The 14,195-nt window shown below is 70.4% G+C and carries 10 protein-coding genes; 6 read left to right on the forward strand and 4 right to left on the reverse strand.

The window, feature by feature from the left end; all coding sequences use genetic code 11:
- Positions 1 to 81 precede the first annotated feature (81 nt).
- Positions 82 to 675, reverse strand: coding sequence for a cob(I)yrinic acid a,c-diamide adenosyltransferase (locus tag ACYVF7_RS10825; protein WP_460338449.1), 594 nt, complete (start codon positions 673 to 675; stop codon positions 82 to 84).
- A gap of 123 nt (positions 676 to 798) precedes the next feature.
- Here ACYVF7_RS10825 and ACYVF7_RS10830 point away from each other — a divergent pair, with 123 nt between their 5' ends.
- Complete coding sequence (locus tag ACYVF7_RS10830; RefSeq protein WP_460338450.1) at positions 799 to 1,674, forward strand: phage baseplate protein; 876 nt, start codon at positions 799 to 801, stop codon at positions 1,672 to 1,674.
- Between the two features lie 155 nt (positions 1,675 to 1,829).
- On the opposite strand, the gene ACYVF7_RS10835 is transcribed toward ACYVF7_RS10830, so the two are convergent.
- Positions 1,830 to 3,329, reverse strand: coding sequence for a M20/M25/M40 family metallo-hydrolase (locus ACYVF7_RS10835; RefSeq protein ID WP_460338452.1), 1,500 nt, complete (start codon positions 3,327 to 3,329; stop codon positions 1,830 to 1,832).
- Between the two features lie 180 nt (positions 3,330 to 3,509).
- Positions 3,510 to 4,985, reverse strand: a complete 1,476-nt coding sequence (locus ACYVF7_RS10840) for a M20/M25/M40 family metallo-hydrolase (RefSeq protein ID WP_460338454.1) — start codon at positions 4,983 to 4,985, stop codon at positions 3,510 to 3,512.
- 234 nt (positions 4,986 to 5,219) lie between these two features.
- Between ACYVF7_RS10840 and ACYVF7_RS10845 the strand changes: the two genes are divergently transcribed.
- The 5 genes from ACYVF7_RS10845 (at position 5,220) to manD (ending at position 12,577) form a co-directional block, all read left to right on the forward strand.
- Positions 5,220 to 6,806: a GMC family oxidoreductase gene (locus tag ACYVF7_RS10845; protein WP_460338455.1), complete on the forward strand. Its 1,587-nt coding sequence runs from the start codon at positions 5,220 to 5,222 to the stop codon at positions 6,804 to 6,806.
- A 713-nt stretch (positions 6,807 to 7,519) separates the two neighbouring features.
- On the forward strand, positions 7,520 to 8,947 hold the full coding sequence (locus ACYVF7_RS10850; RefSeq protein ID WP_460338457.1) for an MFS transporter: 1,428 nt from the start codon (positions 7,520 to 7,522) through the stop codon (positions 8,945 to 8,947).
- A gap of 47 nt (positions 8,948 to 8,994) precedes the next feature.
- Positions 8,995 to 10,389 carry a mannitol dehydrogenase family protein gene (locus tag ACYVF7_RS10855; RefSeq protein ID WP_460357861.1) on the forward strand — a complete coding sequence of 465 codons (1,395 nt, stop codon included), beginning with the start codon at positions 8,995 to 8,997 and terminating at the stop codon, positions 10,387 to 10,389.
- Positions 10,386 to 11,372, forward strand: a complete 987-nt coding sequence (locus ACYVF7_RS10860; RefSeq protein WP_460338459.1) for a zinc-dependent alcohol dehydrogenase — start codon at positions 10,386 to 10,388, stop codon at positions 11,370 to 11,372. The genes ACYVF7_RS10855 and ACYVF7_RS10860 overlap by 4 nt, the downstream gene beginning before the upstream one ends.
- The gene (manD, locus tag ACYVF7_RS10865; RefSeq protein ID WP_460338461.1) at positions 11,369 to 12,577 is read left to right on the forward strand and encodes a D-mannonate dehydratase ManD; all 1,209 of its coding nucleotides are present in this window, start codon (positions 11,369 to 11,371) and stop codon (positions 12,575 to 12,577) included. Before ACYVF7_RS10860 ends, manD begins: the two co-directional genes overlap by 4 nt.
- 97 nt (positions 12,578 to 12,674) lie before the next feature.
- Here the strand turns inward: manD and ACYVF7_RS10870 are convergent, their stop codons facing one another.
- The gene (locus tag ACYVF7_RS10870) at positions 12,675 to 14,177 is read right to left on the reverse strand and encodes an aldehyde dehydrogenase family protein (protein WP_460338463.1); all 1,503 of its coding nucleotides are present in this window, start codon (positions 14,175 to 14,177) and stop codon (positions 12,675 to 12,677) included.
- Positions 14,178 to 14,195: the final 18 nt, after the last annotated feature.

A 14,195-nucleotide genomic window follows, 5' to 3' on the forward strand; every position in this document is an offset into this window, starting at 1 on the left:
CGGCTTCCTCGCCTGGCTCGAAGCCGCCCCACCGGGCTCACCCATCGCCTGATCACTTAGAGCCCGCGCGGGCTCTTAAGATCAGCGCTCGCCGCCCGGCTTCCACAGCACGTCGCCACGCTCGGCGTTGGCCTTACGGGCGAGGATGAAGAGCAGGTCGGACAGCCGGTTGAGGTATTTCGCGGTCAGCGGGTTCATGTCCTCGTGCGCCGAGAGCGCCGCCCACGCCGAGCGTTCGGCGCGCCGGGCGACCGTACGGGCGAGGTGGAGGAGGGCGGCGCCGGGGGTGCCGCCCGGCAGGATGAAGCTGCGGAGCTTGGACAGACCGGCGTTGTGCTCGTCGCAGGCCTGCTCCAGCAGAGTGACGTAGTCGTCGGTGACCCGCAACGGCGGGAACTCCGGCTCGGCGACGACCGGCACGCACAGGTCCGCGCCGACGTCGAACAGGTCGTTCTGTACCCGGGTGAGCAGGGTGGCGATGTCCTCGGGCAGCCCGCCCATCGCGAGGGCGACGCCGATGGCGCTGTTCGCCTCGTCGACGTCGGCGTACGCCACGAGCCGTGGGTCGGTCTTGGCCGTACGGCTCATGTCACCGAGGTTGGTCGTACCGTCGTCGCCGGTCCGCGTGTAGATCTTCGACAGGACGACGGGCTGGTCATCGCGCTCTTTCGCCATGCCGTAACCCTAACGAGGGGCGATCGCGGTACCTGCGGCGGCTGAGGTCGCGTACTGATGATCATGGATGCCCTACGGCGATAAGGTCCATTTCGCATCCAGTGCGGCGAACAGGGGGATCGAGTGAATCGCGGGGTAGTCCTCGCCGGATGTGGCGTGCTCCTCGCCGCGACGGCGATCGTCGCGGCCGGCGGGCCGAGTACGGCCGCGGCGGAGCCATCGGCGGTGTTCAGGTCCGAGCCGGCGGCGTCGCCGACGCTGCTGTTCCGGAACAAGCCGCTGGCCGGTTCGCGCGCGGCGCAGTCCTTCGCGTTCGACAACGCTCATCGGCGTATCTACGTCGCCCAGCGCGGGTCCGGCGCCACATCCGGCGGCAACCTCTATCTCAACCAGCTGGACTGGTCCGGCAAGCGGCTCGGGTACATGACGCTCAAGGGATTCGGCCACGGCGTGTCGATCGGCCTGGAGGTGAACGGCTCCACGCCGTACCTGTGGACCGAGGTGGACGTCGATCCGAAGACCGGGCGCGGTCGCCACATCGCGCGCTTCAAGTACGTCGCCGGGCGGACGCTGACCAGCACATCGTCCGCGCTGCGGAGGTTCGCCCCGGTTCCGGGGGCGAAGGCCGAGACGGTGTCGATCGACCAGACCTACAAGCGGATCATCCTGCGGTACTTCAACGCGACGGGCACGCACTACGCGACGTACGACCTGACCGCCTTCCAGAAGAAGCACGTCTTCACGAAGGTCTACGCGGACGTCAAGGAGCCCTCCTGGATGAAGACCCCGGACTTCCAGGGCTACACGACCTACGGCCGTCGTCTCTACATGGTCCAGGGCACGGCGTACGGGACCGGAAACCCGCGCTCGGGAAAGGGAACACCGTGCTCACCTCGGTGGATCTCGCCACCGGCAAGGTCGAACAGCGGCAGGTGCGGACGACGGTGGGTTACGCGCTGTATGTACGGGAGCCGGAGGGACTGGCGATCCAGGTGGTGAAGGGTGTCCCGCGCGTGTGCATCGGCTTCTCCTCAACGGCGACGGCGAGCGGTACGACCCGGCTCTTCACCGTCTACGCCAACGTCAGGAAGGTGTGAACGCGTCCCGCCGGGCCGGGCGATCGACCACCTGCCCGGCCCGGCGGGACCCCGCGGTCAGCTCAGCGCGCGGCCGGCGGGCGCGTGCTTCATGTGGGCGCGTGCGGCCTTCGGGGCGGCGACGCGGCCGCCGTTGACCGGCAGGGTGCTGCCCGCGAACACCTGGGCGGCGTACGCGGCGCCGTCCGCCAGCTGGTCGAGGATGGTGGTGTTGACGTTGGCGTACGTGTCACATGATTGGTGGTAGCAGGGGTCGTACGCCTTGCCCGCCTCACCGCCGTAGATCTTCGCCTCGTCGGCGGTCTTCAGCTTCTCCGCGCCGGAGTCGAGGCCGCCGGCCGGGATGCCGTTCTCGATGAACGGCCCGTAGTCGGAGCGGCCGTCGAACTCGCTCGGCGAGGTCGCCAGCTTCCGCTTGCCGTAGTAGTCGAGGAAGACCTTCTCGATCGCGCCGGACCCGGCGGGCGGGTTGGTGCCGGCGCCCGAGGAGTCGTCGCCGTCGTACACGCCGCGCCGGCCGTTGGGCGAGCCGAGCATGTCGAAGTTGAGGTTGAGGGCGATCTTGGCCTTCTGGTCGGCGGTCAGGTGCGCGACGTAGTACTCCGAGCCGAGCAGGCCCTCTTCTTCGGCGCCCCAGAAGGCGAACCGCACCTTGTTCTTGATGCCCTTGCCGAGCTTGTCGATCTGCTCGGCGATGGTGAGGATCGTGGCGGTGCCGCTGCCGTTGTCGTTGATGCCGGGACCGGCCGTGACGCTGTCGAGGTGCGCGCCCATGACGACGACGTTGTCGGCGCGACCGCGCTTGGTCTCGGCGATGACGTTGTGCGCGGTGCGCTGCTCGCTGAACGTGTCGGTCTTGATGTGCAGCTTCAGCGTGCCGGACGCCGACGCCTTCACCAGGTCGGTGCCGAGCTGGTAGGTCGGGCCGATCACCGGGATCTTCCACGGCGTGCTGGCGGTGCCCTGCACCGGGCCCATGCGCTCGGGCGACGCGCCGTCGTTGTAGATCGCGATGGCGGCGGCGCCGGCGTTCTGGGCGTTGCCGGCCTTCACCGAGAAGTTGCAGCCGCCGCGCTTGACGAGGGCGATGTTCCCCTTCGGGAAGCCGGCGAAGTCGTCGGCCTCGCAGCCGCTGCCGACGCCGGCGCCCGCCGCGTCGACCGCCGTGGCGACGGCGGTGACGTCACCGGACCCGGAGAAGTCCAGGGTCGCGTAGTCGGTGCCGTAGACGTACGAGGGGCCGCCGGGGCGGTCGAAGACGGCGGGGGACTTCTCCTTGTAGTAGTCGAACGGGAAGTCCTGCACCGTCGGGTGGTACCCGGCCTTCTTCAGCTGCTTCACGACGTACTTCGTGGAGATCTCGAAGCCCGGTTCGCCTGCCGCGCGGGTGCCGCCGTTGTAGGTGGCGATCGTCTGCAGGTCCTGCTGGTGCTGGCGGATGTCCTTGAGCTTGACCAGCTTGTCGAGGCGCGGCTGTGCGGCCGCGTCCGCCGGAGCCGCCGCCCCGATCGAGGCGGCGGCCAAGCCGATGAGGGTACCGATGGCGAATCTGCGCAACGAATTGCCCTTCTTACGGTAAAGCGGAGGTAATGGGACGAATCGTGGCATCGACCGGCGCCCCGCCGCCAGAGATGAGATCGACTCGTTGCGGAAGATCGGCGCCTTCGCCAGAGCGTGATCAGACCGACGCGAGGCGCGCCCCCGGCAGGGACGCGCCTCGCGCTCTCGGTGACCGCGTCAGCCGAGCGGGTAGCGCACGCCGCCGCTCCTGGCCGTACGGCCGCGGGAACGGTCCGCCTTGACCGGCGTCGTGCCGGTGGCGAACGTCTCGACCGCATGGGCCGCGCCGTCCGCGAGCTGGTCGAGGAGGGTCGTGTTCACGTTGCCGTACGTGTCGCAGCTCTGGTGGTAGCAGGGGTCGTACGCCTTGCCGGCCTCACCGCCGTAGACCGAGGCCTCCTCGGGGGTCTTGACGCCGTCGGTGCCGGAGCGGACGCCGCCCGCCGGGATGCCCGCGTCGAGGAACGGCTGGTAGTCGGAGCTGGCCGTGAACGGGTCCTGCTTGAGGGCGAGGCCGCGCCCGCCGTAGTAGTCGGCGAACACCTTCTCGATGTCACCCGAGCCCGCCGGGGGCTTGGTGCCGGTGCCGAGGGAGTCGTCGCCGTCGTATACGGCGCGCACGCCGTTCGGCGAGCCCACCATGTCGAAGTTGAGGTTAAGGGCGATCTTCGACTTCTCGGTGTCGCTGAGGCTGGTCACGTAGTACTTGGACCCCAGGTCGCCGCCCTCTTCGGCGCCCCAGAAGGCGAACCGCACCTTGTTCTTGACGCCCTTGCCGAGCTTGTTGATCTGCTCGGCGATGGTGAGGATCGTGGCGGTGCCGCTGCCGTTGTCGTTGATGCCCGGCCCGGCGATCACGCTGTCCAGGTGCGCTCCGGCGACGATCACGTTGTCCGCGCTGCCGCCCGGGGTCTCGGCCAGGACGTTGTGGGCGGTGCGCTGCTCACTGGTGGTGTCGGTCTTGACGTGCAGCTTCAGACCGCCCGCCTGCGCGGCCTGGACCAGCTGGACCCCGATCTTGTTCGTGGTGCCGATCAAGGGGAACGAGACCGCGTGTCCCGCCTGGCCCTCGACCGGTGCGTCGGGAACGTCGGGGCGCTGGTAGACCACGGCCGCGCCCACGCCCGCCTGCTGAGCGTTCTCCGCCTTGACCTGGAAGGTGCAGCCGCCACGCTGGATCAGGGCGATGTTCCCCTTCGGGAAGTTCGCGAAGTCGTCGGCCTCGCAACCGCTGCCCGTTCCCGTGGAGCCGGGGTCGACCGCCGTGGCAGTGGCCGTCACGTCACCGGCGCCCGAGTAGTCGAGCGTGCGGTAGTCGGTCTTGTAGGCGTAGTCGACCGTGCCGGGGGCGGTCTGCCCGAAGACCGACGGTGAGTTCTCCTTGTAGAACGGGAAGGTGAAGTCCTGGATCGTGGGGTGGTAGCCGGCGCGCTTGAGGCGGCCGACGACATAGCTCACCGACTTCTCGAAGCCGGGTTCGCCGGCGGCACGGTTGCCGCCGTTCTGGTCGGCGATCGTCTGCAGCGCCTTCTGATGCGCCCGGATGTCGCCGAGTTTGACCAGGTCCGGTAGGTGAGGGGTGGTGGCGCCCGCGGAAGGCGCCAGGAACGTGGCCGTTAGGCAGACCAGGCCGCCGATGGCGAGATTACGCACGGAAGATGTCCTCCGGGGGATGGGTGCACGGCCCGCGTCCGGTACGGGCACACACCGCCTTCATGATCATCAGAAGACTATACGGTGGCGTATGGAACTGCTCGCCCCGGCCGTCGAAGGATCTCCGTCCGGGCCCGTACGCGCAGAACATCGAGACCGTCACCGTGCGCACTGTCCGGGATCGTCCGTGATCGATAGTGTTTCGCGCAGAGCTCTCAAGGCGTGGAGGCGGCCGTGTACGACTACGTCATCGTCGGTGCCGGCAGCGCGGGCTGTGTGCTCGCCGAGCGGCTCAGTGCGGACCCCGGGACGAAGGTCCTGCTACTGGAGGCCGGGCCGCCCGACGACGCCCCGGAGATCCATGTTCCGGCGGGGATCTCGGCGCTGTTCAAGAGCCAGTACGACTGGGACTACACGACCACGCCGCAGCCGCACGCGGCCGACCGCAGCGTCTACTGGCCGCGCGGCCGGACCCTCGGCGGCAGCTCGTCGACCAACGCCATGATCTATATCCGGGGGCACCGGTACGACTTCGACACCTGGCGCGACGAGTACGGCTGCAAGGGCTGGGGATACGCCGACCTGCTCCCGTACTTCCTGCGCGCGGAGGACCAGCAGCGCGGGGCATCGGACTACCACGGCGTCGGCGGCCCGCTCCGCGTCGAGGACCTGCGCTACAAGCATCCGCTCACCCGCGCCTGGGTCGAGTCGGCGAAGGCCTTCGGCCTGCCCGCCAGCGCCGACTTCAACGGGGCCGAGCAGGACGGAGTGGGCTTCTACCAGGTGACGCAGCGGCGCGGTCGCCGCTGGTCGACGGCCGACGCGTACCTCGGCCGGGCCAAGGAGCGTCCCAACCTCACCGTGCTGACCGACGCGCTCGTCACCCGGGTGGTCATCGAGGACGGCCGGGCGACGGGCGTCGTCTACCTGCGCGGCGGAGCGGAGCAGCACGCCGCCGCCGGGCGCGAGGTCATCCTGTCCGGCGGAGCGGTGAACTCCCCGAAGGTCCTCATGCTGTCGGGGGTGGGGCCGGCCGACCATCTGCGCTCGCTCGGCATCGACGTCGTCGTGGACCTGCCCGCGGTGGGCACCGGGCTCCAGGACCACCCGATGGTTCCCGTCATGTGGCACACCCCCAGGAAGAAAGCGATCTGGGAGAGCGTCAACATGCGCAACCTCCTGGTGTGGCAGATGCTGGGCCGCGGCCCGTACGCCTCCAATGTCGCTGAGGCGGGTGGTTTCGTGCGGACCCGGGCCGATCTGCCCGCTCCGGACCTGCAGTACCACGTGCTGCCGACGCCGTACCTCGACCAGGGTCTGACCGAGCCGAACAAGCGGATCATCTCGGTGTTCGCCACCGCCGTCGCCGTCGCGAGTCGTGGCAGTGTGACCTTGCAGTCCACCGACCCGCGATGGAAACCGCTGATCGACCCGAACTACCTGGGTGAGGCCGCCGATCTGGACGTTCTCCGCGAGGGAGTCTGGCAGGCAAGGGAGATCGCGGCGAGTGGCCCGTTGGCCCGCATGACCGGTGGCGAGTACGCCCCCGTGGAGGAGGCCGAAGACCTGGCCGACTGGATCCGCGGCCAGGTCGTGACGCTGTACCACCCCACCAGCACGTGCGCGATGGGCGGGGCCGAGGACTCGGTGTGCGATCCCGAACTCCGGGTGCGCGGCGTGGACGGGCTACGCGTCGTCGACGCGTCGGTCATGCCCGCGGTGCCCCGGGGCAACACCAACGCCCCGACGATCGCGATAGCCGAACGGGCCGCCGACCTCATCGCCGGCGGCCCGCTGCTGCCCCAGGTCGAGTTCGCCTGACCGGAGCCTGGTCGTTCGCGCCGCAGGGTGAGCCGAGGGCGCACTGAGGAGGATTTCGCGCCGCCGGGTGAGCCGGTGGCGTACTGAGGAGTGTTCCGCGCCGCCGGATCGACCGGCGGCGCGTCTCCGCGTTCGGTGAGCTGTGCGTCCACGTTGAGCCCCGCCCGGATGGAGGGCGCCTGTACGGGCGGGACTCAGCGTGGGCGCACAGATCCCTGCGGAGATCCGTGCGGTCACCACGTACGCCGCGCGGTCACCGCGTACGGCCGCGCAGGAGGCGGCGGACCCGGTTCTCCCGCCGCGCCACGACGCGCAGCTCGCGTCCGCGCTCGTCCATGAGGGCCCTGATGATGTCGGGGTGCATCGTTCGTGCTCCTTGCCATGCGAGCCGGCCGATCCGGCCTCGCATTGACAAGATTCGTCCTAAGGCGGTGGGTGGGGCATCGGAACAATGCCTCATCCTCACGGCCGGTTCGTGGTCAGCGCCGACTAAGTCCCACCATCGGGTGATGGTGAGCCGGCTGAAGCCATGCCGCGCGCGACGGTGAGGCGTCTAAGCCACCCTCAGGCTCACGGTGCCGTTCCGGTTACAGGTGACCCTTATCCAGAGTTTCGGTCCATTGACGGGGCGTGACAACAGAGGCTACCGTCCCCGTAATCCGAAAGCTGAATGGCGTTCCACTTAGTGGAACGATCGAGCCTCGGGAGGTAGCGTGGCGATCACCCAAGCGGAGCTACGAAGGCTGTCCGGACGCGCCGTCGACCACGTGATGAGCAGTCACGGCACCGACAGCGGCCGCCGTACGGGCTGGTTGATGATCTCGACGATCCTCATCGAGGCCTGGGACCTCTACTCGATCTCCTTCCTGCTGATCTTCATCAAGAAGGACTTCCACCCCAGCACCGACATGCTGTCGCTGGCCGCGGCCGCGGTTCAGGCCGGCGCGCTGCTGGGTGCCTTTCTCGGCGGGTGGATCGCCGACCGGATCGGCCGCCGCAAGGTCTTCATCGGCACGATGGTGCTGTTCATCATCCTGGCCGTCGCACAGGGGTTCGCGACGAACATCTGGCAGCTGGTCATCATCCGCTTCCTGCTCGGGTTCCCCCTCGGCAGCGACATCTCCTCCGGCTACGCCTACATCATGGAGGCGATGCCCAAGGGCAAGCGTGAGGTGATGGGCAACCGCTGGCAGGGGATGTTCGGCATCGGCGAGGTCGTCGCCATCGCGGTCATCACCGTTATGTACCTGGCGGGCATGGACCACAGCCTCCTGTGGCGCGTCGGCCTCGCCCTGGGCGCGCTGCCCGCCCTGGTGCTGCTGCTCGGCCGGCTCCACGTGCCGGACACGGCCCTCTGGCTCATCCAGCGGGGTAGGTTCCGGCAGGCCAAGAAGGTCTCGATGGAGATGTTCGGCGACCCGCTGGAGATGCTCCCGGACGAGGACCACGAGATCGACCGGCCCCGTACGAGCGACTTCCTCAAGAGCATCTGGAACGACCGCACGCGCCGCCGGGCCAGCATCTTCGCCTGGATCTCCAACGCCATGCAGGGCGCGGAGTTCGCCGCGTTCGCGTTCTACCTGCCGACCATCCTCGTGCTCACCGGAGTCTCCGGAGTCGGCGCGACCAACTTCGTCACCGGCGCGATCTACGTCGTCGCCACCATCAGCGGCTTCGTCGCACCGATCGTGACGCCCAAGCTGGGACACCGGGGCGTGGCCCGCTGGGGCTTCGGGATGGCCTTCGTCTCGCTGCTGCTCGCGGCGCTGTTCCTCCACCTCGAGTGGAAGTGGCTCGTCCCGATCGCCGCGGCCGGCCTCATGTGGGGCCACTACTGGGACGCCTCGAACGGCATGACGATCGCGTCGATGGTGGCGCCCACCCGCTACAAGGCGACGGCGTCCGGGTTCGGCTACATCTTCGTCAAGCTCGCGGCGTTCCTCACGATCTACGGATTCCCCGTGCTGTTCGACCACCTGGGCGTGCCGCTCGCCACGGTCGTCGTCTCGCTGATCTCTCTGACCGGTTACCTCGCCGCGACCTACATCCTCCCCGAGGTGTACGGCTACGTTGAGCAGGAGAACGGCAGCGAGGAATCCGCGACGACGGTCCGCGAGGCGGGCCCGGAGGTGGCGACCTGACTTCCGACGCGGTACGGCACGGTGCGGCGGCCCGTACGGGCCGCCGGATCGTCCACCTCGGCCTGGGCAACTTCCACCGCGCCCACCAGGCGGTCTACACGGCGGACGCCCAGGACCCGGCGGAGTCGTGGGCGATCACCGGTGTGGCCACCGCGAGCCGGGACGTCGTGGCCGCCCTCCGGGCACAGGACATGCGGTACACCGTGCTCTCGATCGCCCCCGACCGGGTCCTGATCGACCCGATCGACGTCATCACGGACGCGTTCACGGCCGCCGACGAACCGGCCCGCGTCGTCGACCTGCTCGCCGACCCGGGCACCGCGCTCGTCACCCTCACCGTCACCGAGAAGGGCTACACCTTCCTGCCGGGCAGCCGGCGGCTCGACCTGGACGACCCCGGCGTCGCCCACGACCTGCGGGACCCGGAGCCGCGGACGACCGTCGGCCGGCTCGCCCGCGGCCTCCTGCGCCGCGCCCAGGGGGACGGCGCACCGCTCACCGTGCTCAGCTGCGACAACCTCGCCGCGAACGGCGCCTTCCTGCGGGGCCTGCTGACCGAGTTCGCCGGTGCCCTGCCCGGGCCGGACGGCGAGACGCTGGCGCGCTACCTCGACGCGGTGACGTTCCCGAACACGATGGTGGACCGCATCGTCCCGGCGACGACGGACGAGCACCGGGCGCAGGCGGCAGCGGCGGGGTTCGACGACCGTGTCCCGGTCCCGGCGGAACCCTTCCGGATGTGGGTGATGGAGGACCGCTTCGCCGCCGGGCGTCCCGCCTGGGAACGGGCCGGGGCCATCTTCACCGACGAGGTCGCCGCCTACGAGGCCATCAAGGTGCGGTTCCTCAACGGCACCCACTCGCTGCTGGCCTACCTCGGCATGCTCGCCGGCCACCCGCTCATCGCCGACGCGGTCGCCGACGAGCCGATCGCGACGGCCGCGTGGCGGCTCGGCGACGAGTACCGGCCCACGGTCACGGTCCCCGCCGGATTCGACCTCGACCACTACCGCGACGACCTGTTCGAGCGCTTCGCCAACCGCCCGCTGGGCCATCTGACGCGGCAGGTCGGCTCGGACGGCTCGCTGAAGCTCGCCCAGCGCGTGCCCGCGGCCGTCTCCTGGCACCTGGAGCACGGGCGAGCGCCCCGGGCGCTCGCCCTCCTCGTCGCCGCCTGGATCCGCGCCGTCGGCGAGCCCGGCAGCGTCACCGCCCCGGCCGTCGGCCGGGCGACCGACCCGGCGGCGGACCGGCTGACAGCCCTGACGGAGCGCACGTCCGGGCCGGAGCACCTGGCCCGCGCGGCCCTCGCCGACGAACGCCTGCTCGGCGGCGGCAGCACGGCGGACCCCCGTTTCGTCACCGCCGTCGGAGACCTCCTCGGCGTCCTGCGCAAGGGCGGCGTACGCGCGGCGACATCGGATATTGGGAGCGAATCATGACGACACTTCCGGCGTTGATCTGGGAGGGCGGCACCGACGCGGCCGTCGTCGAGGTGCCACGGCCGGAGACGCGTGAGGGCTGGTCCCGTGTACGCGTCGGGTACACCGGGCTGTGCGGCAGTGACCTGCACATCCTGGCCGGGGAGCACATTCGGGCCCGGCCGGGCACCGTCATCGGCCACGAGTTCGTCGGCACGCTCGACGAACCGGCCGCGGGACTGCCGGCGGGCACGCCGGTGTTCGTCAACCCGATGGTGCACTGCGGCGTCTGCGACGCCTGCGCGCGCGGCCTGGTGCACATCTGCCGGTCCCTGACGTCGGTCGGCATCGACTACCCCGGGGGCGCCTGCCCGGAGGTGGTCGTGCCGGACTACGGGCTGTACCCGCTGCCACCCGGGATGCGGCTGGTCGACGCCGCCCTGGTGGAGCCCCTCTCCGTCGGCGTCCGGGCCGTCCGGCGGGGCGAGGTGCGTCTCGGCGACCGCGTGCACGTCATCGGCGCGGGCCCGATCGGCTGCATCGTGGGCCTGCTCGCGGGCATGGCCGGGGCGGTCGAGGTGACCGTGTCCGAGCCGTCGGCGTTCCGCCGGGAGCAGGCGGCGGCGCTCGGCCTGACCGTCGTCGAGGGCGGTGCCGCACCAACGGCCGACGTGGTCTTCGACGCCACCGGGCACCCGGCGGCGGCTCCCGAGATCACCTCCTGGTCGCGGCCGAGCGGGCGGATCGTCCTCGTCGGGGCGTACCCTCCGGCGCCGCAGCCGACCGCCCTGCTATCGATCATGTTCGCCGAGCTGACGCTCGTCGGGACGCGGATCTACACCCGCCAGGACATCCTCGCCGCGATCGAGCTGATCGCGTCCGGCCGCGTCGACGTGTCCCGCTTCGTCACCGAGGTCGTGCCGCTGCGCGACGCCGCCAAGGCCGTCGAACGGCTGCGGGCGGGGACCGCGATGAAACTGCTGCTCGACCCGGAGAGTGCATGAAGATCACCGACGCCCGGGTCATCGTCACCGCCCCGGGCCGCAACTACGTCACCCTCAAGCTGGTGACCGACGACGGCCTCGTCGGCTACGGCGACGCCACCCTGAACGGCCGCGAGTTGGCCGTCGCCGCCTACCTGAGCGAGCACGTGCTGCCGCTGCTGGCCGGCCGGGACGCCTCCCGGATCGGCGACACCTGGCAGTACCTCTACAAGGGCGCGTACTGGCGGCGGGGCCCGGTCACGATGACCGCGATCTCCGCGGTCGACCAGGCGCTGTGGGACATCAAGGGAAAGGTCGCGGGCCTGCCGGTGTACGAGCTGCTCGGCGGCAGGGCCCGGGAGGCGCTCACCGTCTACGGGCACGCCAGCGGCGCGGACGTCGACGGCCTCCTCGCCGACGTCGCACGACACCTTGAGCTCGGGTACACCGCCGTGCGCGTACAGGCGAAGATCCCCGGGACGGACTCCACGTACGGCATGAATACGGGCCCGCAGATCTACGAGCCCGCCTCCGGCGCGCTGCCGACGGAGGAGATCTGGAACACCGCCGCGTACCTCGACTTCGTCCCGACCATGATGAAGCGGGTCCGGGAGGAGTTCGGATACGGCTTTCACCTGCTGCACGACGTCCACCACCGGCTCACCCCGATCGAGGCGGCCCGGCTCGGCGGCGCGCTGGAGCCGTACCGTCTGTTCTGGCTGGAGGACGCGACCCCGGCCGAAGACCAGGAGGCGTTCCGTCTCATCCGCTCGCATACGGTGACGCCGCTGGCGGTCGGCGAGGTGTTCAACACGATCTGGGACTGCCGGCAGCTGATCACCGAGCGGCTCATCGACTACATCCGGACCTCCGTCACGCACGCGGGCGGGATCTCCCACGTGCGCCGGATCATGGACCTGGCCGACCTGTACGGCGTCCGGTCCGGCTCGCACGGCCCGGGTGACGTCTCACCGGTCGGCCTGGCCGCCAACCTGCACCTCGACCTGGCGATCCCGAACTTCGGGATCCAGGAGTACATGGGCCACCGCGACCCGGCCGGTGAGGTCTTCGACTGGGGATACCGGTACGAGAGCGGCATGCTGCGGCTGTCGGACCGGCCGGGTCTCGGCGTCGAGGTCGACGAGGAGGCCGCGCGGCGCTACCCATACGACCCGAAGTACCTGCCGGTTGCGCGGCTGACCGACGGCGGCATGCACGACTGGTGAGCACCCGGCGCCGCCCGGCGAACCTGCCCGCACGGCGCGGGTACGCCTTGCGAGGCGACACCGCGCGGCGGCATGCACGATCGGTGGGCGAGCGCTCTCAGCGGTAGCGGCGGCCGTGCAGCAGGCCGACGAGCCGCAGCAGCTTGGCCATGTCCTTGTCGGTGCGCTGGAACGACGTAAGGTTCATCGGCGGGGCGAACCGCTGCCGGGTGATGGCCTTGGAGCGGGCGAACTCCCGCAGGCCGTCGGCGCCGTGGATGCGCCCGAAGCCGGAGTCGCCCACCCCGCCGAACGGCAGGGCCGGGACGGCCGCGAAGGCGATCACCGCGTTGATCGAGGTCATGCCGCCGCGCAGCCGGCGCGCCGCGTCCATGGCCGTCGAGCGGCTCCTGGAGTAGACCGCGCCCGCGAGGGCGTACGGCGTGGCGTTCGCGCGGGTGATGGCCTCGTCCACGGATTTGACCCGGTGCACGGTGATGGTCGGGCCGAACGTCTCCTCGCAGACCGCCGCCGAGTCGTCCGGGACGTCGACGAGGATGACCGGCTCGACGTAGGGCTCCTTCACCGCGTCGGCACCTCCGACGACGGCCCGGCCGCCCCGCGCGAGCGCGTCGTCGACGTGCCGCTGGATGACGTTCAGCTGGCCCGGCATGGTGATCGGGCCGTACGCGGCGGTGCGGTCCTCGCCGGGCCGCAGGGTCCGGGCCCGCGCGGTGAGCCGGGCGACGAAGGCGTCGTAGACGCCGTCGACGGCGTACACCCGCTCGACGCCGGCGCAGGTCTGGCCCGCGTTGGACATCGCGCCCCACAGCGCCGCGTCGGCGGCGTCGTCGAGGTCGGCGTCGGTGTCGACGATGAACGCGTCCTTGCCGCCGCACTCGGCGACGATGGGGGTGAGGCGCTCGGCGCAGACCGCCATGACCTTGCGGGCCGTCGGCGACGACCCGGTGAAGGCGATCTTGTCGACCGCGCCGCGGGCGAGCGCCGCGCCGGTGTCGCCGAAACCGGTCACGACCTGGAAGACCGGCTCCTCCGGGATGACCTCGGAGATGATCTCGGCGAGCAGCAGGCCGACGCCCGGGGTGTACTCCGAGGGCTTGAAGACCACCGCGTTGCCCGCCGCCAGGGCGTACACGATGGAGCCGACGGGCGTGAAGAGCGGGTAGTTCCACGGGCCGATCACGCCGACGACGCCGAGCGGCTGGTACTCCAGGACGCACTTCTGGTTGATGGCGACGATGCCCGGGAAGACGCCGCGCGGGCCGAGGACCTTCTGGGCGTTACGCGCGGCCCAGTCCAGGTGCGTGATCGCCAGGACCGTCTCGAGCTGGGCGTCCGCCACCGGCTTGCCGGTCTCTCGGTGGATCGCGGTCGCCACACGGTTGAGGGCGCGGGTCAGGGCGCCCTTGACGTTCAGGAGCCGGACCCTGCGCTCCTTCCAGCCGAGGCCCGCCCACCAGATCTGCGCCGAGCGGGCGCGCTCGATGGCCGCGTTGACCGCGACCTCGTCGTGGACCGGGTGCTCGCCGACGAGTTCGCCGGTCGCGGGGTTGAGGGAACGGAACGTCTCGGCGGTCTTCTCGTTCGCAGTCGCGGTCATCGGCGTCACCCGGTCCAT

This window comes from Actinoallomurus acanthiterrae, from assembly GCF_054775715.1.

Bases quoted from the DNA above. Each gene is read 5' to 3' on its own strand.
- ACYVF7_RS10825 (WP_460338449.1), bottom strand. From the start codon at position 675: ATGGCGAAAGAGCGCGATGACCAGCCCGTCGTCCTGTCGAAGATCTAC.
- ACYVF7_RS10860 (WP_460338459.1), top strand. From the start codon at position 10,386: ATGACGACACTTCCGGCGTTGATCTGGGAGGGCGGCACCGACGCGGCC.
- manD (WP_460338461.1), top strand. From the start codon at position 11,369: ATGAAGATCACCGACGCCCGGGTCATCGTCACCGCCCCGGGCCGCAAC.
- ACYVF7_RS10870 (WP_460338463.1), bottom strand. From the start codon at position 14,177: ATGACCGCGACTGCGAACGAGAAGACCGCCGAGACGTTCCGTTCCCTC.